Origin of the sequence: Mesorhizobium sp. B2-6-2 (genome assembly GCF_006440615.1) — a bacterium.
Lineage (GTDB): Bacteria > Pseudomonadota > Alphaproteobacteria > Rhizobiales > Rhizobiaceae > Mesorhizobium.
On the sequence record NZ_VFUG01000001.1, the window covers coordinates 202,452 to 227,752 of the forward strand.

Below are 25,301 nucleotides of genomic sequence, written 5' to 3' on the forward strand. Positions count from 1 at the left end.
AGCAGCGGATCGTTCCGTGACCGCACACAAGCGTAGGCCCTGGCGGCCCAGCACGTTGCCGGGATTGTGCACAGAAGCTAATATGGCGCCGAACCCTCGCGAACATTGGGGGACGGGGTGAGCAAGATCCTGATTTGCGGTGGAGGCATAATCGGGTTGTGCACGGCGGCCATGCTTGGCCGCGACGGTCATGACGTGACGGTCCTCGAGGCTGATCCGGCGGACCGGCCTTCGAGTTCCAGTCAAGGATGGGACTGGGAGCGCCCCGGCGTTGCGCAGTTCAGGCAGCCTCACAACCTCAGCTCGCGTTTCCGGATGGTCGCCGATCAGGAGCTGCCGGGGCTGACGGATATATTGCTGCGCGCCGGCTGCGTCTGGATGGACTTCTTCGACCCTCGATCGTTGCCCCCGACAATAACGGACAGGGAGCCCCGCCCGGGCGACGAAGCCATGCGCTTCGTCACCGGCCGGCGACCGGTGATCGAATGGGCCACGGCCGAGATGGCGCAAGCTGCGCCCAATGTGACCGTCCGGCGGGGGATCAAGGTTCGCGAGCTGATCACGGGAGCCTCAGCCATTCCCGGCGTGCCGCATATTGCGGGCGTTCGCACCACGTCCGGCGAGGAGATTCGCGCCGATTTGGTGATCGATGCGATGGGCGGCGAAGCCCTGCCTGCGAATGGATCGTTGCGGCGGGAGGCCGCAGTCCGAACGAGGAAGCCGAGGACAGCAATTTCGTCTATTTCACCCGCTATTTCACGGGCAGGCAGCGGCCGCGCCGAAAGGGCCGCCTGCTCACGCCGATGGGCCCGTTCTCGATTCTCACCCTAGATGGCGACAACGACACCTGGTCGGTCACCCTGTTCACCTCGGCGAGAAATAAGGCCATGCGCGCTTTGCGCGACACCGCCACCTTCCACCGTGTCGTGACGGCATGTCCGATGCAGGCCCATTGGCTTGACGGCGAGCCGATCACGCATGTCCTGCTGATGGCAGGCGTTCTCGACCGCTACCGGCGGTTTGTCGTCGACGGCCAGCCTGTCGTCACCGGGTTTGCGGCTGTGGCCGACGCCTGGGCCTGCACCAATCCGTCCGCCGGGCGGGGGTTGAGCGTCGGCCTTCTGCACGCGCAGGTGCTCAGGAATGTCGCTCGCCGGCACATCGGCGATCCTGCCCAATTTTCGCGGGAATACGATGCCGAGACCGAACGCCAGGTCGGGCCTTTCTATCGCAACCAGATCGCCGCCGATCGTGCCCGGATCGCGGAGATGGACGCCCTGGCGGACGGCATTCCTGTTCCGCCGCCAAATCCGGTCATGGCCCGGCTTTTCGCCGCCGCAAGCGAGGACGCCGACGTGTTTCGCGGCGTGGTCGAGATCGCCATGTGCGTTTCGCTGCCGCAGGACGTCGTCGCCAGACCGCATATCGCGGCAAAACTGGCGGAACTGGACGGTCGCCCCTTGCCGCCGAATCCCAACGTCATCGATCGCGACCGTATGGCATCCCTGCTTGCCGGTTGAGCTTTTCGCAATCCAGCGTCGACGCGCGGGATAAAGGCTTATCGGACGACGAAAGCTTCGCTTACGCAGGCGTCGTTTTGCCGGTCGAGAGAGCGTCGAACACTTGGCCCGTTTCGGCCACGAGCATTCGCACCAGTTGTCCGGCCGGAAGCTCCCTGTTCAGCGCCGCCGCTTGCCCATAGAGATGGAAGGCGAATTCCTTGTCGCCGCCGAGCGGAGCGCTGAGTGCGACCATTTGCGGGAAGTCCGGAAGCGGCACCCTGCGCTCCTCCATTTCCAGGGCGTAGCGGGTGCGTCTGGCCCGCGCCGCGCGGCCGGTGAAGGCAGCGGTGACCATCGTGTCCATGTCGGTCGCGGCGCGGATCACGGCGCGGCGCGGTGCGTCCGTGCCGGCCTCGTCACAGGACAGGAAGCCGGTGCCGATCTGCACGCCGCTGGCGCCAAGCGCGAAAGCGGCCGCTATGCCGCGGCCGTCGGCGATGCCTCCCGCGGCAATGACCGGGAGCTCGACGGCATCGACGACCTGGGGAACCAGCGCCATCGTTCCAACGCCGTCGCCAGGACCATTGGGAGCATGCGAACCGCGGTGACCTCCCGCCTCCCAGCCCTGGGCGATGACCGCGTCGGCTCCACCGTCGGCGAGCTTGCGCGCCTCGGCGACATTCGTCGCGGTGCCGATGATTGCGACCCCGGCTTGCTTCAGCCTGCCGACGGCAGCCGCTTCCGGAATGCCGAAATGAAAGCTCACGACCGGCGGGCGGATCTCAAGCAGCAGCTCAAGCTTTTCTTCATCGAAACCCGGTCCGATCGGCGGAAGCCTCCGCGAGGGTTCGCCGAGCGACATCTCCTCGTAGTAGGGCCGCAACCTGTCGATGACCTGGGTCAGCACGGCGTCGCCGGTGTCGGGCCTAGAAAAAACAAAGAAGTTGAGGTTGAAGGGACGCCCGCTCAAGACGTGCATCTGGCGCGCAACGCTGCGCAGGCCATCCGGCAGCATCGATGCGCATCCGAGCGACCCCAGCCCACCGGCATTGCTCACCGCGGCGGCGAGTTCCGGCGTCGCCGAGCCCGCCATCGGCGCCTGGATGATCGGATGCTCGATCTTGAAGAGATCGCATAAACGGCGGTTCGGCCACATGAGCGTTTTTCCTGTTGGCAAGGAACACACGCCCACCCATCATAAGCCGGTCTCGGGGCCGGGTCACCGGAATTGTGCGGGTACGCTCCCCACGCTCTCCGCTCGACCAGCGGGCATTCCAGCTTTGGTGATCGGATAGCGTCCGCGGCCGGGCGTCGGCGGCGGGAAGAGATGGCGGGCGATCTCCTCGTCATTGCAGTGGCCTGCACGCCTCAAGTTTTCGAGAACAGCGCCTGTATCGTCTCGATCGGCATCAGCATGACGCGCTCGCCCAGCGGAGACATAGTGAAGCCGTGACGCTGGTAGAAAGCAACAGCGACGTCGTCGATGGCGTGTGCCACCACGGCACGAACCGCGGCAATATCCGAAACCGCGAGGCAACGCCGCAGCGCATCGGAAAGCAGGTTGCCCCCGAGGCCCATTCCCTGGAACGCCTGATCGACCGCCAGACGGCCTATCAGCAGCAAGGGAACCTGCTCGGGCATGCCCCGGCGCAGCTTGGCGCTTGGCAGAGCGACCCGTTCTTCCATCGCTGTGGAGATCGCGTAGTAACCGACGACACGATTTTTCGTGTCCGCGTCGCAGACGACATAGGTTCGGGCAGACAGTCCCTCGCCGGCGAGGGCACGGTTTCGCAGCCAGTCATCAAGGTTGGGATGCCTGCCGTTGCGAAATTCTGCGACATCATGACTGATGGTCAGCCGTTCCGGAGCGCGGACTCGCGGGCCTTGCGATTGCCCAGCGGGCATCAGCGCTCCCAGGCCGGCTTGCGCGTCATGCGGGCGCGAAGCTCTTGCGACGACTTGTTCGGAGGATCAAGCAGGTCAAGAAATTTCTCATGCGCGTCGGCATCGAGAAAGAAGGCACGCTGGTCGAGAATGGTCTCCTCAGCCTGCTTGCGCGCACTGTCCAGCATGAACTCCGACAGTTTTTGCCCGCGCAAGCTAGCGGCGCGGTTGAGAATGGCCTTCGTCTCGGCCGAGGCGCGGATCTGAATCACGTCATCCTTGCGAACTGCGTTGTGATTGCTGCCAGCATGACTGGACTGCGCCATCGAAATCCTCCTGTGTCAGGGTCAGATATCTAGCGATTGTCAGTACAATGTCAATACGTTCCAAGTCTTGAAGCGGCGATCTGGGGCACCCTATCCCTTCACGCCTGCCACGCTCTCCCGCTCCACCAGCGGGCACTCCAGCTTGGTGATCGGATAGCGGCCGCGGCCGGGCGTCGGCGGCGTTTCGAGCTGCTCGATCGCCCATTGGCCCATCGCCAGATGCGGCAGGATGGAGGTCGTCAGCGGCGGGAAGAGATGGCGGGCGATCTCCTCATCGTCATAGCCGACCACGGAGATGTCCTGCGGGATATGCAGGCCGGCTTCCTTCAGCGCTTCGTAGCAGCCGATCGCAGTGCGGTCGTTCTGGCAGAAGATGGCGGTCGGTCGCTCCTTGAGCCCGAGCAGCTTGACCGTCGCGGCATAGCCGGCACTGGCCGACCAGTCGCCCTCGACCACCAGTTCCGGGTCGAACGGGATGTCGGCGGTGGCTAGAGCGCGGCGGTAGCCCTTGAGCCGATCTTGAGCGGCCTGCATCCACGGCTCGCCGGTGATGGTGGCGATGCGGCGATGGCCATGGCCGATCAGGTGTCTTGTCGCGCTCTGGCCGCCGGCGATCTCGGAGGGAACCACGGCCGGGAAGGCATAATCGGCGGTGTAGCAGTTGAGCAGGATGACCGGCATCTCGAGGCTGTAGAGGAAATCCGGCGCGGCGATCTCGCGGGTGAAGATGGTCATGTAGATCAAGGCCGTGATGCCGCGCCCCGTCAGCGCCTGGATGGCGCGCGGCTCCATCACCGCGTCGCCCATGGTCTGCGCCACCAGAAGCACGTTGCCGGCGTTCCACGAGGCCTGCCGCGCGCCCTCGATGGCGACCACCGCCTCGGGGCTGGTGGCGAGCTGGTCGACCGCGAAGCCGATGACGCCATCCAGGCCTTCGAACGGCGTCACCGGCGGCCGCAGCGCCGAAAAGACCGGCGGCGAATAGCCTAGCGCTCTGGCCGCCTCGATCACCCGGTCGCGTGTCTGCTGCGACAGCCTGATGCCCGGGGAATTGTTGAGCACGAACGAGACCGTCGCCTGCGAGCAGCCGGCGGCGCGTGCGATGTCGGTCATGGTGACGCGTCCTTTGGGCTTGGCGGCCGGCTTGCGGCGCCTGGAAGCCCCGGGAGGATCGCGCAGTTCCGTCGGTTCACTCATGGTCGGTTCCCAAACCCGGCCGGCTCTAAAGCAAAGGCCGATTGCAACGGCAAGATGGTCGGCACGCTCATCTAAAACGCACCATTGATAATAAGTATTATCAAGCGCGACATACAAATCGCCGGCCGCGCCGCATCGCGACGAAATCAATGCGACAAGGTCAGCAGCGCTGACAATTCCCGTGGGTTTCCGTGCGGTAGCAGGCTTTTGCCGCACGTGCACTCCTCATTCCCGGCGCATCTTTCGACCAGCGTCTCCTCCGCTTCGAAAGCGCGCGCCTCGGTCTAAAACTAATACTCTTTACTAATAGCTGTAAGCGTTCTACTGTCAACTCGTCGAAACCGTCCGGGCTTCCGCTCGGTGCCGGCAAAGTGCGAAGGATGCTTGCTCGAAAGCCGGCGGGATCGCCGGTTTGGGCTCGTGTCCATCCTCACGAAAATGTCAGACAAATCGGACTATTTACGAATGCCGCATGAGTGTCTAGTGTCTCGACCGCGGCCGGATCGGAACCGTTCTTAAGTCGGCGGACCTTTGCGCCACACCCTTGAGGAGGAGGGTTATCCGCGCCGCAGCCGAGACATCAGCGAAGAGTTCTACAAGGGAGGTTGAACTATGAAATCCATGATACGCAACGCATCCGTCGCCGCGGCGGCCTTGGCTTTAGGTCTGTCCGTAAGCGCCAGTGTGCGCGCCGACGACAAGCCGACGCTGGCCTTCGTCGTCAACGGTGCGTCAGACTTCTGGAAGGCGGCGGAAGCCGGCGTGAAGAAGGCGCAGGGCGAACTGCCCGACTACAATCTCGAGCTCAAATATCCGGAACAGTCTTCGGTCGCCATCCAGCAGCGGCTGATGGACGATCTGGTGACGGCAGGCGTCAAGGGCATCATGGTCTCGGCCGTCGATCCCAAGACCTCGACCGACGGGCTGAACAAGATCGCGTCGGAAACCGCGCTGTTCACCACCGACTCGGATGCCCCGCAGACCAAGCGTGTCGCCTATATCGGCTCGTCCAACGTCGATGCCGGCAAGCAGGCGGCCGAGATCGCCAAGAAGGCGATGCCCGACGGCGGCAAGTGCCTGGGCTTCGTCGGCCTGCTCGGCGCCGACAACGCCAAGGAGCGCATCCAGGGCATGAAGGACGGGCTCGCCGGCAGCAAGATCGAGCTGGTCGACGTGCGCGGCGACGACATCGACCAGGCCCGCGCCAAGAAGAATGTCGAGGACGCGCTGGTCGCCAGCCCCGACATCACCTGCATGGTCGGCTTCTACTCCTACAACACGCCGCGCATCTATGAAGCGCTGCGCGACGCCGGCAAGCTCGGCCAGATCACTGTCGTCGGCTTCGACGACGATCCGATCACGCTGGGTGGCGTCAAGGAAGGCACCGTCGCCGCGACCGTGGTGCAGCAGCCGTTCGAATGGGCTTATCAGGGCATGAAGCTGATGGCCGCCTACCTCAAGGGCGACAAGTCAGGCATCCCGGACGGCAATCTGATCATCATCCCGACCAAGATCATCGGCAAGGATGACGTCGACGCCTACGCCGCCAATCTCAAGGCGATGCAGGGCAAGTAGGTCCAAAACAGATGCGCCGGCTCAAGGGTCCGCCTTGAGCCGGCGTTCGTATTGACGGACCTGCCAAGGCCCGTCAGTCTGTGGGCCACCGGCTGTTGCCCCGTGCGGTAAACTATGGCGTGATGACCTCTACCGATTCCACTCAACCGACCACCGCTCCGTTCCTGAGCCTCGAGGCCGTGCGCAAGACCTATCCGGGCGTCGTCGCGCTGGACAGGTTCTCGATGGAGGTCCGGCCCGGCGAGGTCATAGGCCTGGTCGGCGAAAACGGCGCCGGCAAATCGACGCTGATGAAGATCCTCGGCGGCGTGACGCGGCCGGACAGCGGCACCGTCACCGTCGATGGCGCGGCGCATGACGGCCTGACCGTCGAGCAGAGCATCGGCTCCGGCATCGCCTTCGTGCATCAGGAATTGAACCTCTTCGAAAACCTCGACGTCGCCGCCAACATCTTCTTCGGCCGCGAGCCGCTGCGCGCCGGCCCGCTGAGGCTGGTCGACCGCGCGAAATTGCGCGAGATGGTGGCGCCGCTCCTGAAGCGGGTCGGCGCCAATTTCTCGGCCGACGCGCCGGTGGCATCGCTGTCGCTCGCGCAGCAGCAGATGGTCGAGATCGCCAAGGCGCTGTCGATCAAGGCTCGCCTTGTCATCCTCGACGAGCCGACCTCCAGCCTGCCGATGGCGGAAACCGAAAAGCTGCTCGACGTCATCAAGGGCCTGAAGGCGCAAGGCATCAGCGTCATCTTCATCTCGCACCGGCTGCATGAGATCGAGCGCGTCGCCGACCGCGTCGTGGTGCTGCGCGACGGCACGCTGGCCGGCACCCTTCCCAAGAGCCACATCAATCACGACGAGATGGTCAGGCTGATGATCGGCCGCATGCTGAAGGAGCGCGAAAAGGCCGGCGAGGCCACCCGCGCGCCGGGCAGCGTGGCCCTGTCGGCGGACGCGATCCGCACCAGCACCTATCCGGACCGGCCGGTCAGTCTGGAATTGAAACGCGGCGAGATACTCGGCCTCGCGGGCCTGGTCGGTTCCGGCCGCACGGAGCTCGCGCGCGTGCTGTTCGGGATTGACGAACGGCTCGCCGGCAGCGTTGCGCTCGACGGCAAGCCGCTTAATGTAGGCTCGGCGGCGGACGCGGTGGCGAACGGCATCTTCCTGGTGCCCGAGGACCGCAAGCTGACCGGCATACTGCTCGACCTGTCGATCGCCCAGAACATTTCGCTGCCCAATCTGCCGGCCCATGCCAGGCGCTCGCTGGTATCGGCCGGCGCCGAGCTCGCGACGGCGGAAAAGCAGAAGAAGAACCTCGGCATCAAGGCGCCGTCGGTCTTGACCCGCACCGGCACGCTGTCGGGCGGCAACCAGCAGAAGGTGGTTCTGGCCAAATGGCTGGCGATGAACCCCAAGGTGATGATCCTGGACGAGCCGACGCGTGGCATCGACATCGGCGCCAAGGCGGAGATCTACGGGCTGATGCGGGCGTTGGCCGATGCCGGCGTCGCCGTGCTGATGATCTCCAGCGACATGGAAGAAGTGATCGGCGTGTCGGACCGCATCGCGGTCATGCACGAGGGCCAGATCTCCGGCATCCTCGACAAGGACGATTTCAGCCAGGAGAACGTGCTTTTGCTGGCGGTCGGCAAGAAGCCGAAACTGCTGCAAGCGGCGGGAGGAGCGCTATGACCAAGAAAGATCTCGGCCTGCTGATCCTGATCCTGGTGGTCGGCGCGGTGGTGACGGCCATCAATCCGCGCTTCCTGTCGGCGATCAACCTCGCCAACACCTCCAACCTGGTCGCGCTATTCGGCATCCTTTCGATCGGCCAGGCCTTCGTCATCATCACCGGCGGCATCGAATTGTCGGTCGGCTCGGTGATCGCCCTGCTCGGCACGCTCTTCATCGACTTCATCGCGGTGCGCGAGGTGAGCTGGCCGCTTGCCTTCGTGCTGATCCTCGCGCTCGGCGCCATCATCGGCTTCGTGCATGGCTGGCTGATCACGCGGCTGAAACTGCAGCCCTTCGTGGTGACGCTGTGCGGCCTGCTCATCTATCGCGGCGTGGCGCGCTTCTATACCGCCGACGGCACGGCCGGCTTCGCCTTCGGGCAGAACTTCCCGACGCTCGAGTTCCTGACCGCAGGCCGCTCCTACGGCCTGCCGAACAGCTTCATCGCGCTGATCGTCATCGCCATCGTGATGTGGGTGGTGCTGCACCGTTCGGTTTTCGGCCGCTATCTCTATGCGATCGGCAAGAACGAGGAAGCGGCGAAATATTCCGGCATCCGCACGGGCCGGGTGATCATCGCCGCCTATGTCATCTGCGGCGTGCTGACGGCGCTGTCGGCGATCTATTTCGCCATGTACACGCGCTCGATCTCGCCGGCGAGCCACGGCCAGTTCTACGAGCTCTATGCCATCGCCGCGGCGGTGCTGGGCGGCTTCTCGCTGCGCGGCGGCGAAGGGTCGCTGGTCGGCGCCGTCCTTGGCACCGTGCTGCTGCAGGAGTTGCAGAACCTCGTCAACCTGCTCGGCATTCCTTCCTCGCTCAACTTCGCGGTGATGGGCGGCGTGATCCTGATCGGTGTGCTGGTCGACCAGCAATGGGGCGTCTTCCGCGCCCGGCGCCGAATGCTGGAGGCGTCTCGCAGGGGCGTCGCCGGCGCGCCGGCGGAGTAGTCTCGCTCTTCTGTCCACACCCGGACCGGGGTTCCGATTGGATCGACGCTCGCGGTGAAGCTGCGGGGCAAGTCCCGATTCGTGGACGAATTGCAACAACGCGTGAACCGGAAAACAGCCCTTGTCGCAGAATCGGGGCTGGGCTAAGCAATTGGTATCTGAGGGTTCCAAGAACAAAATATGGGAGAAATTACCGTGACATCTTCACGTTGGATCGCGCTCGCCGCGCTGGCGTTGACCTGCTCGACCCCGGCTATGGCCAAGGACTGGAAGACCGTGACGGTCGCGATGGAGGGCTCCTACGCCCCGTGGAACCAGACCGATGCCAGCGGCAAGATCGTCGGCTTCGAGGTGGACATCCTGAACGACGTCTGCGCCCGCGCGAAGCTCGAATGCAGCATCGTCGCGCAGGATTGGGATGGCGTCATTCCCGGGCTCACGGCAGGCAAGTTCGATATTGTCATGGACGGCATGTCGATCACCGAAGAGCGCATGAAGACCATCGACTTCTCGATCCCCTATGCCTCTTCGCCGGTGGCTTTCCTGGCCGACAAGAACGGTCCGCTGGCGCAGATGTCCAACACCGGCAAGATGATCGATCTGTCGAAGGACGACGCCGAATCCAAGGCTGCGCTCGACACGCTGCGCAAGGAGCTCGCCGGCAAGAATGTCGGCCTGCAGGTCTCGACCACTGAAGCGACCTTCGCCGACAAATATCTCAAGGATGTCGCCAACATCCATGAATACAAGACCACCGACGAGCACGACCTCGACCTGATGGCGGGCCGCATCGACGTTGCCTTCGCCGACACCACCTATTTCCTCGGCACGCTGGCCAAGCCCGATGCGAAAGACCTGGAATTCGTCGGCCCGCAATTCAAGGGCGGCCCGATCCTCGGACCGGGCATCGGCGCCGCTTTCCGCAAGACCGACAAGGACCTGCAGGACATCTACAACAAGGCGCTCAAGGCCGCGCTCGACGACGGCTCGGTGTCGAAATATTCCATGCAATGGTTCAAGATCGACATTACCAAGTAATGTCGCAACGGGAGTAGCCAAGGCTGCTCCCGTTTTGCATTGAGTGCATGTCGCCCGAAAGTGCGGGAAAACGACATGCACCGAAGCAGGAACCCGTCGATGCCTATCTCGGCGCCCGCAGGAGCCGTAAGTGGAGTTTCTCAACGATCTCAAGGACCAGGTGTCGACGGCCTATGAGCTGTTGGCCGCCGGCTGGGGCGTGCAACTGCTCTGGGGCATCGCCTGGACGCTCGCCGTCACCGTCGTCTCGATGCTGATTGGTGCCGTTCTCGGCTCGCTGGTGGCGGCGGCCAAGCTTTCGCATCGCGGCGGATTGAGGTTCATCGGCGAGAGCTACACGACCGTCTTCCGCGGCGAACCGGAACTCCTGATCATCTACCTGTTCTACTATGGCGGCACGCAGGTCCTGACCGGCGTGGCGCGCTCGACCGGATCGATCGGCTCGGCCGACATCTTGAACATGCCGAGTTTCCTCGGCGGCGTTCTCGCGGTCGGCATCATTTCCGGCGCCTACCAGGCCGAGGTTTTTCGCGGCTCGTTCCTGGCGATTCATCGCGGCGAGCTGGAAGCGGCGCGTGCCTACGGCATGTCGGCCTGGCTGCGGTTTCGCCTTGTGATCATGCCGCAGGTCCTGCGTCTCGCGGTGCCGGGGCTGGGCAATGTCTGGCAATTGACCATCAAGGACTCGGCGCTGATCTCCGTCACCGGCGTCGCCGAGCTGATGCTGACGGCCAACAAGGCGGCGCGCTCGACGCATCATTCGCTGCTTTTCTACACGCTCGCCGGCATCCTCTATCTGGTGATGACCTCGATCTCGACGCCGATCTTCGACAAAGCCGAGCGTTACACCTCGCGCAGCTTCACACGACCGAAATAAGAGGTGGCGGTGGATTTCGACTTCTACCTTTCGACCATGTGGAGCGTGCTGAAGGCGCTGCCGCTGACGCTCGAGATCTGGTTCTTCGGCATCGCCTTCGGGCTCCTCATCGCCACCGGCCTGACCTGGCTGCGGGCGTCCGGTTACAAATCGGGCGAGTATTTCACCCGCGCCTATGTCTTCGTCTTCCGCGGCTCGCCCCTGCTGGTGCAGCTCTATCTGGTCTATTTCGGGCTCTCCCAGTTCGACTTCGTGCGCCACAGCCCGATCCTGTGGCCGATCCTGCGCGATCCGATGTACTGCACCATCGTCGCCATGGCCCTGAACACGGCCGCCTATGAGAGCGAGATTTTCCGCGGCGCGCTGCGGGCGGTGCCTGTCGGCCAGATCGAGGCGGCCAAGGCGTTCGGCATGTCGGCCTTCACCCGCTTCCGCCTCGTCACGCTGCCGATCGCGCTGCGGCTCGCTTTGCCGGCTTATTCGACCGAAATCATCCTCATGACCAAGGCCACCGCGCTGGCGTCCGTAGTCACCATCATGGAGATGATGGGAACGGCGCAGAAGATCCAGCATGACACGTTCCGGCCGATCGAGGTGCTGACCTGCGCCGGCGTGATCTACCTGCTTCTCAACCTGTCGATCGCCCGGCTGTTCGCCTGGGTCGAGCACCGGCTTTCGCCGCATCTGCGTGCCCCGCCCGAGCAGGGCCAGCAAGTCAAACCCGTACCGGAGGTGTTGTGATGTCGGCAAATGTCGCCGCTGCCGCGAAAGCCGCGCCGTCCTCCGACGAGACGCCCGCCATCAGCGTCAAGGATCTGCGCAAGTGCTTCGGCGATCACGAGGTGCTCAAGGGCATTTCGCTCGAAGCCCACAAGGGCGACGTCATCTCGATTCTCGGCTCCTCCGGGTCCGGCAAGAGCACGATGCTGCGCTGTATCAATCTCCTGGAGACCCCCGATTCCGGCGAAGTGCGGGTCGACGGCGAGCTCATCCAGATGAAGCGGGGTCGCGACGGCCATCAAATGCCCGCCGACATCCGCCAGGTGGAGCGGATCCGCGCCAACCTCGCCATGGTTTTCCAGAGCTTCAATCTGTGGTCGCACATGACCGTGCTGGAAAACCTCGTCGCCGCGCCGACGCATGTGCTGAAGCGGCCGCGCGCCGAGTGCCTGGAGCAGGCCGAGGCATTGCTGAAGCGCGTCGGCATATGGGAGCGCCGCAACTACTATCCGCCGCATATGTCCGGCGGCCAGCAGCAGCGCGCCGCGATCGCCCGCGCCCTGGCGATGAACCCCAAGGTGATGCTGTTCGACGAGCCGACATCCGCGCTCGATCCGGAACTGGTCGGCGAGGTGCTGCGCGTCATGCGCTCGCTCGCCGAAGAAGGACGCACCATGCTGGTCGTCACGCATGAGATGGGTTTTGCCCGCGATGTGTCGAGCAAGGTGATGTTCCTGCACAAGGGGGAGGTGGACTCGGCCGGCGAACCGAAGGAGATGTTCGCCAGGCCGCCGACGCCGCAGTTCAAGCAGTTCATCGCCAACTTCAATAAGTGAAGCGCTGCGTTTCACCTTCTCCCCTTGTGGGGTGAGAAGCGGTCCGCGCTAGCGGACGAAAAGCCAATTGCTTGGCTTTTCGAGCTTCGAACGCCCTGAGCCTGCGAAGGGCCGGCCGTGGCCGCGAAGCGGCCGGATGAGGGGTGCTGGACGGAGCGAGGCGCTGAAGAATAGGATGCTTCAAGCGCCCATTTCTTCCTCGGAGCGATCCTTCCAACACCCCTCATCCGTCTCGGCGCTTCGCGCCGATCCACCTTCTCCCACAGGGGGAGAAGGGGAAGGCCTTAGATCATGTCCGACAGATCCGAGAACGCCATCGCCTTGCGCAGCACCTCGGCGAAGCGTTCGCCGGCTATTTCCTTGGCGCCGCTGTTGTCGATCGAGGTCACATCCTGTCCCGTCAGCTTGACGCTCGTGCTGCGCGCAAGGCGGGCGAGCACCTCGCCGCGCGATTCACGGCCGCGCGCCGCCAGCCGCTCGGCAAGGATTTCCGGCGTGGCGGTGATCTCGACCACGGCCAGGTTGGCATAGCGCTCGCGCAGCGCCGGGATGACCGCGCGGGAGACATTCGCCACGGCTACATGACCATTGGCGACCGCCCAGTCGACATCGGCTGGCAGGCCATAGCGCAGGCCGTGCGCGTCCCAGCACAGCGAGAACGCGCCGTCGGCCTCCGCCTCGGCAAAAGCGGCGTCGGCCAGCGTGTCGTGGTCCTCGCTTGCCGCATCGCTTGGCCGGGTGATGACGCGGCGCACAAATTCCAGCCGCGTCTCGCCGGCAAAGCGATGCTTGGCGTAGCCGATCACCGTATCCTTGCCGGCGCCGCTCGGGCCGACCACCGCGACGAAGACGCCGTTGCGGATCGGCAGGCTGTCGGCCAGCTCGCGCTCGATGAGGGCCGAGACCATCATGCGACTCGGCTGCCCAGGCGCCAAACGGTACGCACGACTGGCACATGGTCGTCCACGCGTACCCGCACAAGGTCGGCCCGGCGGCCGGGCTCGATGACGCCGCGGTCGGCAAGGCCGATCGCTTCGGCCGGGTTCTTCGAGACCATCGCGACCGCCTGCGGCAGCGAGATGCCCTCGACGACATCGCCGAGGAAGAAGGCCGACTGGATCAGGCTGAAGGGAATGTAGTCGGACGACAGGATGTCGAGCAGGCCGTCGGCGGCGAGCGTGCGCGCCGAGACATTGCCGGAATGTGAGGCGCCGCGCATGACGTTCGGCGCGCCCATCAGCACACCGAGGCCTGCGGCTTTCGAGGCCTTGGCCGCCTCTTCCGTCGTCGGGAACTCGGCGACGCGCACGCCCTGCTCGATCGCTTCGTCGACATGGCCGGCGGTCGCGTCGTCATGGCTCGCCAGCACGATGCCGCGCTCCTGGCAGGCGGCCGAGATGAAGACGCGGTTCGGACCGGAATTGCGGGCCGATTCGGCCATTCGCTTCTCGCAGAATTTCTGGAAGTCGCGGTCCGTCAACTTCAGCTTGCGCTGATAGTAGTAGGCATAGGTCTCGAGGTTGACGAACTGGCGCTGTCCGGGCGCGTGATCCATCAGCGAGGCGAGCTTAACCCGCTCGTCTGTCTCGAAATTGGCGAAAGCCTCGAGGCAGTCCGGCGCCGAGACCTCGCAGCGCAGATGGATGAAATGGTCGGCCCTGAGCCGATCCTGGCGCACGCTGTCCTCGATCGCGTCGGCCAGCTTGCGAACGTCGTCGGATTTCAGGTCGGCATCCTCGTCCATGCCGACGCGCAAGGCGTCGAGCACCGTGGTGATGCCGGCGGTCGCCACCTGGGCGTCATGGGCAAGCACGGCGGCGATCGGGTTCCAGCGCACTTTCGGGCGCGGCGCATAATGGCCCTCGAGGTGATCGGTGTGCAGCTCGACAAGGCCCGGGATGATGTAATCGCCGCCCATGTCCTCGCCGGCGCGAACGGCACCGGGCTCGACGGCGGCAATCACGCCGTCGCGCAACAACAGCGAGCCCTCGACGATTTCGTCTGGAAGCACGATGCGGGCATTGGTGAGAACGGTTTCGGCGGTCATCTCGGGCGGTCCTATCTCAAGCAGTCGTTTCAGAGCAATTCCAGGAAAAGTGCTTTGCGGTTTTCCGTCCGGAATTGCGTAAACAAAAAGATAGGGCGGTTCAGCGTTTCCGCTGATCCGTCCTATGCGGTCTTGCGGGCAGGCCTGCGGCCAAGCGCATGATGGGAAAGCACCATGAACGGGGCGCCGGGCTCGCTTTCGACGAACAATGTCAGTGCATCCACCGGCACCGGCTGCCGCAGCACGTCGGCGAACAGGCCGTCGATCGCTGCACGAAGACGTGGGCTTTCCTGTGGCCCGACCCGTCCGGAAAGCGTCATGTGGAAGCGGAACGTGTCGAAGACGTAAGGATAACCCCATTGGCAGAGGTTGCGGAACTCGTCCGGCTTCAGCGCATCGGGGCTGCGGCGCTCGATCTCGACCTCGGTCAGCGGCGCGCGGAACGGATCGAAGGCGCGCACCACCTCGCCGGCGAAATCGTTGAGCGGCGCAAACTGCATTTCCGGCACCAGCGCGAAAAAGCCGTCGATCTGGCCGACGACGAGACGCGGGATGGTCACAGGCGGCGTCGCCTCGGCGAAAGCGTCGAGCGCGGCGCGCAGCGAAGCTTCCGTCTCGTTCGGCGCCAGCCGGAACGGGGCTTTCAGCGTCGCATGGAATCCGTAGCGCCGGGCGGAGGCAGTATGGAAAGCGACTTCCGCGGCCGACAGATCGCCCACGGCCTCGACCGGCCGCGTCGCCGCGCCAAACGGGTCGCGGCCCAGCCAGTTGGCGGCAATGCGCGCCAGCTTCTCGTCCTGCCCCGGGGTGTAGTAGATCGCGTAGCGCATGGGCGTTCCTCGTCAAGCGCGCTGCGCGCCCCAAAGGAATATGCGACGCGCTTCAAGTCATTGTCTTGGCAAGTCGTGGCCCAAAACGCCGGAGCGCTTGCGGCGACATGCACCGGAACCGCTGCCATAGGTGATTTCCATGACGGATTGACGAAGCTTTCGTGGGTTTTCGAAGGCAAGTCCAGCACGGAGCTCGTTAGCCGACGATTTTTCAGGGGCTGGACCAACGGCTTTGCCGGCGTGCCGATCAGGCCTTCATCAGCCACTCATGCTCGGCCGCGTTGTGGAATTTCCATGTCCGCTTCGGTCCGGCCATGACGTTCAGGTAATAAAGGTCGTAGCCGTGGCAGGCGGCGCAGGGATGATAGCCCTTGGGCACCAGCACGACATCGCCGTCCTCGATCGCCATCGCCTCGTCCAGCTCGCGCACGCCGTTGCGGTCGGCATCGGTGTAGACGCGTTGGAAGGCAAAGCCCTGCGGCGGGTTGAGGCGGTGATAGTAGGTCTCCTCGAGATAGGATTCGGCCGGCAGATTGTCCTGGTCGTGCTTGTGCGGCGGATAGCTCGACGTGTGGCCGCCGGGCGTGATCACCTCGACCACCAGCAGCGAATCCGCCGGCTTGCCCTCGGGCAGGATGTTGGTGACATAACGCGTGTTGGTGCCCTTGCCGCGCACCTCCTGGCCGAGATCGTCAGGTCCGATGACGCGCACCGGCAGGCCGCCACCGAGGCCAGGCGCCGAGCAGACGGCAAGCTCCAGCTCGGTGTCGGCGGTCACCGACCAGTCGGCGCCTTGCGGCACATAGACCGACCACGGCTTGCCTTCGAAGGGCGACATGCGCTCCCCGAGCAGGCCGAGGTCCTTGCCGCCGGCCGACGCCTCGCCCTTGCCGGTGACGAACACCAGGCAGACCTCGCGCTCGCCCGTCTTTCCGGACGCTGTCTCGCCTGGCCGTAGCCGATGCAGATCGAAACCGACATAGGTCCAGCCGGCGCTTTGCGGCGTGACGTGGGCGACGTGGCCGTGGCCCTTATCGGCCTTGACGAGCAGTTTCGACATTTTTTGGCTCTCCTAATTCCTGGGCGCCCCATTGGCGCAGCTAAGAATCCGATGGACTATCGCGAAAACCTTGGAGATTGGCCGGTTCCCTCGCAACGTCGTCATTCTAGGGCGGAGCAAGGAGCGAAGCGACGCGCGCAGACCCTAGAATCCATGCCGTTACACCTGCCGTAGAATGCAGCGGTGCAGAAAGAGGCTGTCTGGGCCGGCGTTTCGGCGCCATTGTCTGCACCGTCGCGACACGTCAAAGTCATGGCATGGATCCTAGGGTCTGCGCCGCGTCGCTGCGCTCCTTGCTCCGCCCTAGGATGACGAAGCGAGGAGCGTTTCGGCTAATCGCCAACGTATGCGATCCGCCATGCACGCAGTATCCGATCCGTAGAAGCTCTCGAGCCATGGATCACTCACTCTTTTGGTTCGACGTCGGCCTTGTTCTCCTCCGCCGGCTTATAGAGGTAGAAAAACTGCCACACCGCGTAACCGGCGAAGCCCAGCGCGATGACGCCCCAGAAGGGTGTGCCGGAGGCGAATTCGATCACCGACCAGACCAAGCAGACCGCGACGACCGCGATACGGCGCCACAGCGGCCGGAAGAAGGGATGCTCATAGTCTTTCATCGCGCCAATCCAGGATTTTGCCAAAGCGCACCAGATAGACCGGGCGCCCCGACTAATCCACCGTTCAGGCTGGAAACCCTTGTGTCTCCACCGTGTAGCCGGCGGCCGTCATCACCCGCATCAGCTCCTTGTGGCCGACTTGAGCCATCTTCAGCGGCGGGTTCTTCTTCGGATCCTGCTCGGCTTCGACGACGAACCAGCCTTCATAGCCATGATCGGCGAAACGCTGCACGATGGCGCCGAAATCGAGTGAGCCGTCGCCCGGCACGGTGAAGGCGCCGAGCGCCACGGCGTCGAGGAAGGACTGTTTCGTGCGGTCGAGCCCGTCAATCACGCCCATGCGAACATCCTTCACATGGACGTGGTTGATGCGCTTGTGGTGATTGTCAATGGCGCGCAGCACGTCGCCGCCCGCAAAGGCGAGATGGCCGGCATCGAGCAGCAGCGGAATGCCTTCGCCGGAGTTGCGCATGAAGGCGTCGAGCTCCGGCTCGGTCTCGACCACCGCCGCCATGTGGTGATGGTAGGAGAGCGGCATGCCTTGCTCGGCACACCATTCGCCGAACTCGGTGACGCGGCGGCCATAGGCCTTCATCTCGTCATCTGAAAGTTTCGGCTTGGTGGCCAGAGGCTTGGAGCGGTCGCCCTGGATGGACCGGCCGACCTCGCCATAGACGATGCAGGGCGCGTCGACCGCCTTGAACAGGTCGATCATCGGCTGGATGCGGTCCTTGTTACGGGAGATGTCCTCATCGACCAGCGTGCCGGAGAACCAGCCGCCGCAGAGTGTGACGTCGGCCTGCTTCAGGATCGGCAGCATCACCTTCGGATCGTTGGGGAAGCGGCGGCCCATCTCCATGCCGGTGAAGCCCGCCGAGCGCGACTGGCGCAAACATTCCTCCAGCGACACGTCATCGCTCAGTTCCACGAGATCGTCATTCCACCATGCGATGGGGGACATGCCCAGTTTGGCTTTCAAGGCGTCACTCCAATGTCGGTTCGTTGCGAGGCCGGCTCAGCCCTGACGGCTGCTCACGGCTTCCTCGTAGTTCTTGCGCGCGGCGTTGACCTGCGGCCGCGCCGAGACTTCCGGCACGGCGACATCCCACCAATGGCCGCCGGCCTCGGTCGAGACCAGCGGATCGGTGTCGATCACCAGCACCGTCGTCTTGTCGTTCTTTTTCGCTTTGGCCAGTCCCGTCTCCAGCTCCGCGATCGACGCTACCTTCTCGGCAACGGCACCTAGGCTTGCCGCATGCGCGGCGAAGTCGACGTCCGGCATCACCTCGTGGCGCGCGTCCTTCAAGAGATTGTTGAAGTTGGCGCCGCCGGTCGCCATCTGCAGCCGGTTGATGCAGCCATAGCCGCGATTGTCGAGCAGCACGATGGTAAGCTTCAGGCCAAGCATCACCGAGGTGGCGATCTCGGAATTGAGCATCAGATAGGAGCCGTCGCCGACCATGACGACGACCTCCTGGTCAGGCTTCGCCATCTTGACGCCGAGCCCGCCGGCGATCTCGTAGCCCATGGTCGAGAAGCCGTATTCGGCATGGTAGGAGCCCGGCGCGCCGGCCTGCCAGAGCTTGTGCAATTCGCCGGGCAGACCGCCCGCGGCATGCAGCAGCGTGACGCCCGAGCCCATGGCGCGCTGCACGGCGCCGATCACCTGCGCATCGGACGGATAGGCGGCGTTGGTCGACGTGGTCACCTTGGCGGCGGCGGTCTGCCACTCTGTCTTGCCCTTCAGCGCGTTGTCGGTCCACGCGGCCGGCGCCTTCCAGCCCTTCAGCGCGGTGGACAGCTCGGCAAGTCCTTCGGCCGCGTCGGCGACCAGCGGCAGCGCCCAATGCTTGCCGGCGTCGAAACCTTGCGTGTTCAGGCCGATGATGGTGCGGCCGGCATTCTTGAACAGCGCCCAGGAGCCGGTGGTGAAATCCTGCAGCCTGGTGCCGACGGCGAGCACGACATCGGCCTCTTCCGCCAGCCGGTTGGCGGCCGACGTGCCGGTGACGCCGACCGCCGCCATGTTGAGCGGATGGTCGTCGGGCAGCGAGGATTTGCCGCCCTGCGTCTCGCAGACCGGAACGCCGGCGCCCTGCACCAGCTTGGCGAGCTCGTCCGAAGCTTGCGAATACAGCACCCCGCCGCCGGCGATCACCAGCGGCTTCCTGGCGCCCTTCAGCGCAGCGACGGCCGCCGCCAACTCATGGCGGTCCGGGCGCGGCCGGCGCGGCGCCCAGACGCGCTCGGCGAACAGGTTTTCGGGATAATTATAGGCCTCGGCCTGCACGTCCTGGCAGAGCGAGAGCGTCACCGGGCCGCATTCGGCCGGATCGGTCAGCACCTGCATGGCGCGGTTCAGCGCCGGGATGATCTGCTCCGGCCGCGTGATGCGGTCGAAATAGCGCGATACCGGACGGAAGCAGTCATTGACGCTCGCCGTGCCGTCGGAAAAATCCTCGGCCTGCTGCAGCACCGGGTCCGGAAGGCGGTTGGCGAAGACATCGCCCGGCAAAAACAGGACGGGCAACCGGTTTACATGCGCGAGCGCCGCGGCCGTCACCATGTTCAACGCGCCGGGGCCGATCGAACTGGTCGCGGCCATGAAGCGGCGGCGGAAATTGGCCTTGCCATAGGCGATCGCGGCATGCGCCATCGCCTGCTCGTTATGGGCGCGGAAGGTCGGCAGCTCGTCGCGGACCTGGTAGAGCGCCTCGCCGATGCCGGCGACATTGCCGTGGCCGAAGATGGCCCAGACGCCGCCGAAGATCGGCACTTTTTTCCCGTCAATCTCGGTCATTTGCCGGCTGAGAAAGCGGGTCAGCGCCTGCGCCATCGTCAGGCGGATTGTCTTGCTCATGGTGTCTCCTCCGCAGTCCTTCAGCGGTCCTGTTAAGCGGCTTTGCGGCCGCGCGCGGCAAGCCATGCCTCGGTCAGCTGCTCGAAGCGCGCGGCCATGTCGGCGATCGCCTCGTCATCCGACATCCGGCCGGCCAGCCATTGTTCGGCGGCGTTGACGAAGATGGTGCGACCGACGGCAAAGCCCTTGACGATTGGCGCATTGGCGGTTGCCGCAAAGGCCGCGACCAGCTCGTCCTGCGGCGCTTCCAGCCCGAGCAGCACCACGCCACGGCACCATGGATCGTTCTTGACGATGACCTGCTCGATCTTCGCCCAGGCGCCTGCCGAAGCCTGCGGCTCAAGCTTCCACCAGTCCGGCTTTATGCCCAGCGCATAGAGTTCTTCCAGCGCGCGCGGAATGGTGGTGTCGTCGAGCTTGCCGTGCTTGCCGGCGATGATCTCGACCAGCAATTCGCGTCCCACTTTCCGCGCCGCCTCGAACAAAGCGCGCAGCTTCTGCTGCTGCTCGGTCTTTAGCGCTTCCGGGTCGTCGTCCGGGTGATAGAAGCACAGGCATTTGATGCAATGGTCGACCGGCCATTCGGTGAGCTGCGAGCCGATATCCTGCGAGAATTCGAAACGCAGCGGCCGCGATCCGGGCAGCTCAACCGGACGGCCGAGCCAGGCGAAGGGATGGCGGGCGAATTCGAACATCGCGTCGCGGCCATATTTTTCGTCGATCAGCATGCCGTAGCCGTCGCGGCCGGCGGCGACCTTTGCCGCCGCCTTGACCGTCAGCACTTTGAAGTCGGGAATGCGCGAAACGTCGGCGCCGACCTTGGCGGCAACGTCTTCGAGCTGGACGCGATGGTCGCAGGCTAAAGCCATCAGCGAGGGGATGTCGCGCCGGCGCGTCGTTGCCCAGTGGACATGGTTGATCGCCTCGTCCTTGCGCAGCGCCAGATGCTTGCTGCCGTGCTTCAAAAAGAACTGCAGCTCCTCGAAGGTCGGGTATTCCGGCGCGCACAGCAGGCGCGACACGGCGAAGGCGCCGCAGGCATTGGCCCAGGTCGCGGCGGTGGCAAAACTCTCGCCGCCCAGCCAGCCCCGCAGGAACCCGGACATGAAGGCATCGCCGGCACCCAGCACATTGTAGATCTCGATCGAAAAGCCCTTGCCGACAATTCCGTCCTCGAGATCATCGCTGATCGGGCCGTCATAGACGATGCAGCCCTTGGCGCCGCGCTTGAGCACGATGGTGGCCGAAGACAGGGCGCGGATCGTCTTCAGCGCGCTCAGGCAATCGTCGGCGCCCGAAGCAATCATGATCTCCTCCTCGGTGCCGACGATGAGATCGCAATCCGGCAGCACGGTCTTGAGCTGCGCCGAGACGCGGTCCGACTTGACGTAGCGCTCGAAGCCCTCGGCATGCCCGGCGAGGCCCCACAGATTCGGGCGGTAGTCGATGTCGAACACAACCTTGCCACCCCGGGCCTTCATCAGGCGGATGGCCTTGCGCTGGGCGGCATCGGAATTCGGCCGCGAGAAATGCGTGCCGGTGACGACCACCGAGCGCGCCGAGGCGATGAACGCCTCGTCGATATCCTCCTCGGCCAGCGCCATGTCGGCGCAGTCGGACCGGTAGAAGATCATCGGCGAGACGCCTTCGCTCTCGACCGAAAGCAGCACCAGCGCCGTCAGGCGTTCCTTGTCGGTCTTCAGCCCGTCGACCGAAACGCCCTCGCGCCGAAGCTGCTCGCGGATGAAGCGGCCCATCTGCTCGTCGCCGACGCGGGTGAGCAGCGCCGAGCGCAGCCCGAGCCTTGCCGTGCCGACGGAAATATTGGCCGGGCAGCCGCCGACCGACTTGGCGAAAGAGGTGATGTCCTCCAGCCGCGAGCCGATCTGCTGGCCATAGAGATCGACCGAGGCGCGGCCGATGGTGATGACGTCGAGCGGCGGGTATTTCCCTTCCACGGCTTCGCCCATTCGAACCTCCCATCGGCCTTGTTATGCAGAGCAGCGTCGTTTTGGACAGCACGCGCCGGCGACGGCGTGGTGTCGTCAATATGAAATATTAATTCCAATCTACAGTCAATATGGAATGAGCATTCCCGAGCCGAAAAGCGCTCGTCCGGGAGGCTCAGCCCTTGCGCCTGCGCACCGTTTCGCGGCGCTTCTCGCCGACGGCGACGGTCAGCGCCATGGCCAGCGCCATCGTCGCCGAGATCGAGCGGAAGCCGCCGAAATCGGCCTCGGCGACCTCGAACCAGACTTTGGCGAATTGCGCCAGCGGCGAGAAGGACGAGTCGGTGATCGCCACGATCGGCACGCCCTGCTCGGCGATCGAGCGCGTCTCCTCGATGGTCGCCGGCGCGTAAGGCGAGAAGCTGATGGCGATGACGGCGTCGCGCGGCGTGGCGAAGCCGATCATCTCGGCGTTCAGCCCGGCGGCCGATTCCACCAGCTGGTTGCGGATCTTGAGCTTGCCCAGCGCATAGGCAATGTAGGAGGCGACCGGATAGGAGCGGCGCTTGGCCAGCACATAGATGGTCTCGGCTTTCGCCAGAAGCGCCACGGCCTCCTCGAAATGGGCATCATTGAGCGACCGCGAAATATCGCCCAGCGAGGTGCTGGCGGCGGCGACGAAGCCGTCGAAGATCGCCCGATGCCCGCGGCCTTCCTCGGCCTTGGCGCGCAACGCCGCCAGCCGCTCGTCATAGGAGGAGTTGCGCTCGCGCAGACGCTCGCGGAAAACCTGCTGCAGGCTGGTGAAGCCGTCGAAGCCGAGCTGCTGGGCAAAACGGATCAGCGTCGAGGGCTGCACGCCGGCCGAGGCGGCAATGCTCGCCGCCGTGCCGAAGGCGATATCGTCGGGATTGTCGAGCGCATAGGCGGCGATCTGCGCGATGCGCTTGGGCAGGCTCGCGCGCCTGTCCAGGATCGTCGCGCGCAGCGTTTCGAAATCGCGAGGCACCCGTTCGTCCATCGTCGCTCCGCCCACGCTCATAAGGTTTGTCCCTCTCCTGCCTCATCATAGCGAGTTCGCGCAAGAACACCATAAAAAATGATTTAGATGTTCCATTCTTTACTAAAATGGACTAATTCATCCACACATACTTTCCTTTATCCTGGAGACAATCGACATGGTCGGAGTGGGCCTCATCGGCACGGGCTTCATGGGCAAGTGCCACGCCATCGCCTGGAACGCGGTGGGCACGGTCTTTCCCGATGTCGACAAGCCGAAACTGGTGCATCTGGGCGAGGTGAACGACGAGCTTGCCAAACGTAAAGCTGCCGAGTTCGGCTTCGCAAAAGGCTCCGGCGACTGGCGCGCCGTGGTCGAGGATCCGGACGTCGAGATCGTCTCGCTGACCACGCCAAACCAGTTCCACCCGGAAATGGCGATCGCCGTCCTCGAAGCCGGCAAGCATCTGTGGTGCGAGAAACCGATGGCGCCGAGCTTCGGCGAGGCCGAGGCGATGGCGAAGGCCGCGAAGACATCCGGCAAGGTCGCCGTGCTCGGCTACAACTACATCCAGAACCCCGCCATCCGCCATATCGGCGCGCTGCTCGAGGAAAGGATCATCGGCGACGTCAACCTCGTGCGCATCGAGATGGACGAGGATTTCATGGCCGACCCCGAAGCGCTGTTCTTCTGGAAGCACGAGGCCTCTTCCGGCTACGGCGCGCTCGATGATTTCGCCGTGCATCCGCTGTCGCTGATCAGGGCGCTGTTCGGCCGCGTTTCGCGCGTCATGTGCGACATGGTCAAACCCTATGCCGACCGCAAGACCGCTTCCGGCGCTCGCCGCGCTGTCGAGACCTATGACATCGCCAGCGTCTTGATGCATCTCGAGAACGGCGTCGCCGGCTCGCTGCTGGTCAATCGCTCGGCCTGGGGCCGCAAGGGCCGCATCGCCATCCAGATCTTCGGCTCGAAGGGCTCGATCCTCTACGACCAGGAGCGGATGAACGAGTTTCAGCTCTACCTCACTGCCGACCGGCCGACCGAGCAGGGCTACCGCACCATCCTGGTGGCGCCGCACCACAAGCCCTACGATTCCTTCCTGCCGGCGCCCGGCCATGGGCTGGGCTTCAACGACCTCAAGATGATCGAATGCCGCGAGCTCCTGATGCGCATCGCCGGCAAGCCGGCACGCATCATCGACTTCGACGAGGGGCTGGAGATCGAGCGCACCGTGCATGCCATGGCCCGTTCGTTCCAGGAGCAGCGCTGGGTCAATGTGAGGTGATCGAGCCGAGCGCTGGGGCCGGTACGACGGCCCACGGTGGCCGGCCAATGCAGGTTCGGATCTGAACATTCAGGCCAGGTTGATGGCGACGTTGCGCAGCAGTGCCACGGATTTGCGCATGCCTTCCATCGGCGACAGCATCATGTCCTCGTGCTCGATCGACAGCACGTCGTCATAGCCGGCCTGCTTCAGCGCGGTGCAGAACTGCCGCCACCAGGTTTCACCGTGGCCGTAACCGAGCGTGATGTAATTCCAGGCCCTTTCGGCAAACAGCGTTGGCGGGCGCGCATCGAGCGTGCCGTCTATGCCGGCCGGCACCGGCTCGATGCGTGTGTCCTTGGCGTGGACATAATAGATGGCCGAGCCAAGCTTGCGCACGGCGGCAATGGGATCGGCGCCCATCCACATCGGATGGCTCGGATCGTAGTTGGCGCCGACCGTCTCGCCGACCGCATCGCGCAGCCGGAACAGCGTCTGGACGTTGTACACGGCCTGATGCCCATGCAGTTCCAGGCAAAGCTTCCTGATGCCCAGATTGTTGGCAAATCCGACGAGGTCGCGCCAATAGGGAATGATGCAATCGTCCCACTGGTAGCGCTGGATGTCGGCGCATTCGGGCGGCCAGTCGGTGATGATCCAGTTGGGGTTGGCGTCGCCCGGCCCTCCGGGCAGCCCGGACATCATCACAATCCGGTCGATGCCCATCAGGCTCGCCAGCCGGATCGTGTCCTCGGTCACCTGGCGATGCTGCTTGCCCTGCGGTCCCGGACGCAGCGGGTTGCCGGAGCAGTTAAGCGCCGCGATCGTCAGCCCGTGGTCGCGAATCTTGGCGACGAATTCGGCCCGGGTCGTCGCGCTGTCCAGCATGGCCGCCAGATCGATATGCGGCGCCGACGACCAGTTGCCGCAGGCGAACTCCAGCGTCTCCAGTCCAAGATCGGCCGAGGCGCGCAGCATCTCGTCGAAGGACAGGTTGCCGAGGCTGTCGGTGATCATGCCAATCTTCATTTCGGGA

General features: G+C 64.4%; 24 protein-coding genes. 10 read left to right on the forward strand and 14 right to left on the reverse strand.

Annotation, left to right across the window (positions count from 1 at the left end; genetic code table 11):
* Positions 1-117 precede the first annotated feature (117 nt).
* Together FJ419_RS01120 and FJ419_RS01125 are read left to right on the forward strand one after the other, a co-directional pair.
* Entirely contained in the window at positions 118-831 is a 714-nt protein-coding gene (locus tag FJ419_RS01120) for an FAD-dependent oxidoreductase (RefSeq protein ID WP_181170571.1), read from the forward strand.
* Positions 832-887: 56 nt separating this feature from the next.
* A complete protein-coding gene (locus FJ419_RS01125; protein ID WP_140686874.1) occupies positions 888-1,520 on the forward strand; it encodes a hypothetical protein in 633 nt (210 codons plus the stop codon).
* A gap of 61 nt (positions 1,521-1,581) precedes the next feature.
* On the opposite strand, the gene FJ419_RS01130 is transcribed toward FJ419_RS01125, so the two are convergent.
* From FJ419_RS01130 to FJ419_RS01145, 4 genes are all read right to left on the reverse strand, one after another.
* Entirely contained in the window at positions 1,582-2,658 is a 1,077-nt protein-coding gene (locus tag FJ419_RS01130) for a nitronate monooxygenase (RefSeq protein ID WP_140686875.1), read from the reverse strand.
* A gap of 212 nt (positions 2,659-2,870) precedes the next feature.
* Positions 2,871-3,407, reverse strand: a complete 537-nt coding sequence (locus tag FJ419_RS01135; protein ID WP_140686876.1) for a GNAT family N-acetyltransferase — start codon at positions 3,405-3,407, stop codon at positions 2,871-2,873.
* A complete protein-coding gene (locus FJ419_RS01140; protein WP_140686877.1) occupies positions 3,407-3,712 on the reverse strand; it encodes a DUF1778 domain-containing protein in 306 nt (101 codons plus the stop codon). The genes FJ419_RS01135 and FJ419_RS01140 overlap by 1 nt, the downstream gene beginning before the upstream one ends.
* Positions 3,713-3,802: 90 nt before the next feature.
* A complete protein-coding gene (locus FJ419_RS01145; RefSeq protein WP_176477055.1) occupies positions 3,803-4,909 on the reverse strand; it encodes a LacI family DNA-binding transcriptional regulator in 1,107 nt (368 codons plus the stop codon).
* Between the two features lie 612 nt (positions 4,910-5,521).
* Between FJ419_RS01145 and FJ419_RS01150 the strand changes: the two genes are divergently transcribed.
* From FJ419_RS01150 to FJ419_RS01180, 7 genes are all read left to right on the forward strand, one after another.
* Positions 5,522-6,484, forward strand: coding sequence for a sugar-binding protein (locus FJ419_RS01150; protein ID WP_140543292.1), 963 nt, complete (start codon positions 5,522-5,524; stop codon positions 6,482-6,484).
* A gap of 122 nt (positions 6,485-6,606) precedes the next feature.
* Positions 6,607-8,172, forward strand: a complete 1,566-nt coding sequence (locus FJ419_RS01155) for a sugar ABC transporter ATP-binding protein (RefSeq protein WP_140686878.1) — start codon at positions 6,607-6,609, stop codon at positions 8,170-8,172.
* Positions 8,169-9,164, forward strand: a complete 996-nt coding sequence (locus FJ419_RS01160) for an ABC transporter permease (protein ID WP_140543294.1) — start codon at positions 8,169-8,171, stop codon at positions 9,162-9,164. Before FJ419_RS01155 ends, FJ419_RS01160 begins: the two co-directional genes overlap by 4 nt.
* Before the next feature lie 195 nt (positions 9,165-9,359).
* On the forward strand, positions 9,360-10,202 hold the full coding sequence (locus FJ419_RS01165) for a transporter substrate-binding domain-containing protein (RefSeq protein ID WP_246679097.1): 843 nt from the start codon (positions 9,360-9,362) through the stop codon (positions 10,200-10,202).
* A 130-nt stretch (positions 10,203-10,332) separates the two neighbouring features.
* The gene (locus tag FJ419_RS01170; RefSeq protein ID WP_224525923.1) at positions 10,333-11,079 is read left to right on the forward strand and encodes an ABC transporter permease subunit; all 747 of its coding nucleotides are present in this window, start codon (positions 10,333-10,335) and stop codon (positions 11,077-11,079) included.
* A gap of 9 nt (positions 11,080-11,088) precedes the next feature.
* The gene (locus FJ419_RS01175; protein WP_181170572.1) at positions 11,089-11,820 is read left to right on the forward strand and encodes an ABC transporter permease; all 732 of its coding nucleotides are present in this window, start codon (positions 11,089-11,091) and stop codon (positions 11,818-11,820) included.
* Positions 11,820-12,635 carry an ATP-binding cassette domain-containing protein gene (locus tag FJ419_RS01180; protein WP_140686880.1) on the forward strand — a complete coding sequence of 272 codons (816 nt, stop codon included), beginning with the start codon at positions 11,820-11,822 and terminating at the stop codon, positions 12,633-12,635. Before FJ419_RS01175 ends, FJ419_RS01180 begins: the two co-directional genes overlap by 1 nt.
* Before the next feature lie 284 nt (positions 12,636-12,919).
* Here the strand turns inward: FJ419_RS01180 and phnN are convergent, their stop codons facing one another.
* From phnN to FJ419_RS01225, 9 genes are all read right to left on the reverse strand, one after another.
* Positions 12,920-13,546 (reverse strand): phosphonate metabolism protein/1,5-bisphosphokinase (PRPP-forming) PhnN, encoded by a 627-nt coding sequence (gene phnN / locus FJ419_RS01185; RefSeq protein WP_181170573.1) that lies wholly within the window; start codon positions 13,544-13,546, stop codon positions 12,920-12,922.
* On the reverse strand, positions 13,543-14,682 hold the full coding sequence (locus FJ419_RS01190; RefSeq protein ID WP_140686881.1) for an alpha-D-ribose 1-methylphosphonate 5-triphosphate diphosphatase: 1,140 nt from the start codon (positions 14,680-14,682) through the stop codon (positions 13,543-13,545). Before FJ419_RS01190 ends, phnN begins: the two co-directional genes overlap by 4 nt.
* A gap of 122 nt (positions 14,683-14,804) precedes the next feature.
* Positions 14,805-15,512, reverse strand: a complete 708-nt coding sequence (locus FJ419_RS01195) for a DUF1045 domain-containing protein (protein ID WP_140686882.1) — start codon at positions 15,510-15,512, stop codon at positions 14,805-14,807.
* 247 nt (positions 15,513-15,759) lie between these two features.
* Complete coding sequence (iolB, locus tag FJ419_RS01200) at positions 15,760-16,572, reverse strand: 5-deoxy-glucuronate isomerase (RefSeq protein WP_140686883.1); 813 nt, start codon at positions 16,570-16,572, stop codon at positions 15,760-15,762.
* A gap of 404 nt (positions 16,573-16,976) precedes the next feature.
* The gene (locus tag FJ419_RS01205; RefSeq protein ID WP_140686884.1) at positions 16,977-17,189 is read right to left on the reverse strand and encodes a DUF3329 domain-containing protein; all 213 of its coding nucleotides are present in this window, start codon (positions 17,187-17,189) and stop codon (positions 16,977-16,979) included.
* A 64-nt stretch (positions 17,190-17,253) separates the two neighbouring features.
* The gene (gene iolE, locus FJ419_RS01210) at positions 17,254-18,168 is read right to left on the reverse strand and encodes a myo-inosose-2 dehydratase (protein ID WP_140686885.1); all 915 of its coding nucleotides are present in this window, start codon (positions 18,166-18,168) and stop codon (positions 17,254-17,256) included.
* A gap of 36 nt (positions 18,169-18,204) precedes the next feature.
* Positions 18,205-20,049: a 3D-(3,5/4)-trihydroxycyclohexane-1,2-dione acylhydrolase (decyclizing) gene (gene iolD, locus FJ419_RS01215; protein ID WP_140686886.1), complete on the reverse strand. Its 1,845-nt coding sequence runs from the start codon at positions 20,047-20,049 to the stop codon at positions 18,205-18,207.
* A gap of 32 nt (positions 20,050-20,081) precedes the next feature.
* A complete protein-coding gene (gene iolC / locus FJ419_RS01220) occupies positions 20,082-22,019 on the reverse strand; it encodes a 5-dehydro-2-deoxygluconokinase (protein WP_140686887.1) in 1,938 nt (645 codons plus the stop codon).
* Positions 22,020-22,173: 154 nt separating this feature from the next.
* Positions 22,174-23,019 carry a MurR/RpiR family transcriptional regulator gene (locus FJ419_RS01225; protein WP_181170604.1) on the reverse strand — a complete coding sequence of 282 codons (846 nt, stop codon included), beginning with the start codon at positions 23,017-23,019 and terminating at the stop codon, positions 22,174-22,176.
* A gap of 157 nt (positions 23,020-23,176) precedes the next feature.
* On the opposite strand from FJ419_RS01225, the gene FJ419_RS01230 reads away from it, so the two are divergent.
* On the forward strand, positions 23,177-24,286 hold the full coding sequence (locus FJ419_RS01230; RefSeq protein ID WP_140686889.1) for a Gfo/Idh/MocA family oxidoreductase: 1,110 nt from the start codon (positions 23,177-23,179) through the stop codon (positions 24,284-24,286).
* A 69-nt stretch (positions 24,287-24,355) separates the two neighbouring features.
* Here the strand turns inward: FJ419_RS01230 and FJ419_RS01235 are convergent, their stop codons facing one another.
* Positions 24,356-25,294 carry a sugar phosphate isomerase/epimerase gene (locus FJ419_RS01235; protein WP_140686890.1) on the reverse strand — a complete coding sequence of 313 codons (939 nt, stop codon included), beginning with the start codon at positions 25,292-25,294 and terminating at the stop codon, positions 24,356-24,358.
* Positions 25,295-25,301 lie beyond the last annotated feature (7 nt).

Excerpts from the sequence above, each read along its gene's own strand:
- FJ419_RS01130 (WP_140686875.1), bottom strand. The coding sequence starts at position 2,658 with ATGTGGCCGAACCGCCGTTTATGCGATCTCTTCAAGATCGAGCATCCG.
- FJ419_RS01190 (WP_140686881.1), bottom strand. The coding sequence starts at position 14,682 with ATGACCGCCGAAACCGTTCTCACCAATGCCCGCATCGTGCTTCCAGAC.
- FJ419_RS01160 (WP_140543294.1), top strand. The coding sequence starts at position 8,169 with ATGACCAAGAAAGATCTCGGCCTGCTGATCCTGATCCTGGTGGTCGGC.
- FJ419_RS01140 (WP_140686877.1), bottom strand. The coding sequence starts at position 3,712 with ATGGCGCAGTCCAGTCATGCTGGCAGCAATCACAACGCAGTTCGCAAG.
- FJ419_RS01195 (WP_140686882.1), bottom strand. The coding sequence starts at position 15,512 with ATGCGCTACGCGATCTACTACACCCCGGGGCAGGACGAGAAGCTGGCG.
- FJ419_RS01125 (WP_140686874.1), top strand. The coding sequence starts at position 888 with ATGCGCGCTTTGCGCGACACCGCCACCTTCCACCGTGTCGTGACGGCA.
- FJ419_RS01225 (WP_181170604.1), bottom strand. The coding sequence starts at position 23,019 with ATGGACGAACGGGTGCCTCGCGATTTCGAAACGCTGCGCGCGACGATC.
- FJ419_RS01155 (WP_140686878.1), top strand. The coding sequence starts at position 6,607 with ATGACCTCTACCGATTCCACTCAACCGACCACCGCTCCGTTCCTGAGC.
- phnN (WP_181170573.1), bottom strand. The coding sequence starts at position 13,546 with ATGATGGTCTCGGCCCTCATCGAGCGCGAGCTGGCCGACAGCCTGCCG.
- FJ419_RS01180 (WP_140686880.1), top strand. The coding sequence starts at position 11,820 with ATGTCGGCAAATGTCGCCGCTGCCGCGAAAGCCGCGCCGTCCTCCGAC.
- FJ419_RS01235 (WP_140686890.1), bottom strand. The coding sequence starts at position 25,294 with ATGAAGATTGGCATGATCACCGACAGCCTCGGCAACCTGTCCTTCGAC.
- FJ419_RS01230 (WP_140686889.1), top strand. The coding sequence starts at position 23,177 with ATGGTCGGAGTGGGCCTCATCGGCACGGGCTTCATGGGCAAGTGCCAC.
- iolD (WP_140686886.1), bottom strand. The coding sequence starts at position 20,049 with ATGAGCAAGACAATCCGCCTGACGATGGCGCAGGCGCTGACCCGCTTT.
- FJ419_RS01135 (WP_140686876.1), bottom strand. The coding sequence starts at position 3,407 with ATGCCCGCTGGGCAATCGCAAGGCCCGCGAGTCCGCGCTCCGGAACGG.
- iolC (WP_140686887.1), bottom strand. The coding sequence starts at position 22,019 with ATGGGCGAAGCCGTGGAAGGGAAATACCCGCCGCTCGACGTCATCACC.
- FJ419_RS01150 (WP_140543292.1), top strand. The coding sequence starts at position 5,522 with ATGAAATCCATGATACGCAACGCATCCGTCGCCGCGGCGGCCTTGGCT.
- FJ419_RS01145 (WP_176477055.1), bottom strand. The coding sequence starts at position 4,909 with ATGAGTGAACCGACGGAACTGCGCGATCCTCCCGGGGCTTCCAGGCGC.
- iolB (WP_140686883.1), bottom strand. The coding sequence starts at position 16,572 with ATGTCGAAACTGCTCGTCAAGGCCGATAAGGGCCACGGCCACGTCGCC.
- FJ419_RS01205 (WP_140686884.1), bottom strand. The coding sequence starts at position 17,189 with ATGAAAGACTATGAGCATCCCTTCTTCCGGCCGCTGTGGCGCCGTATC.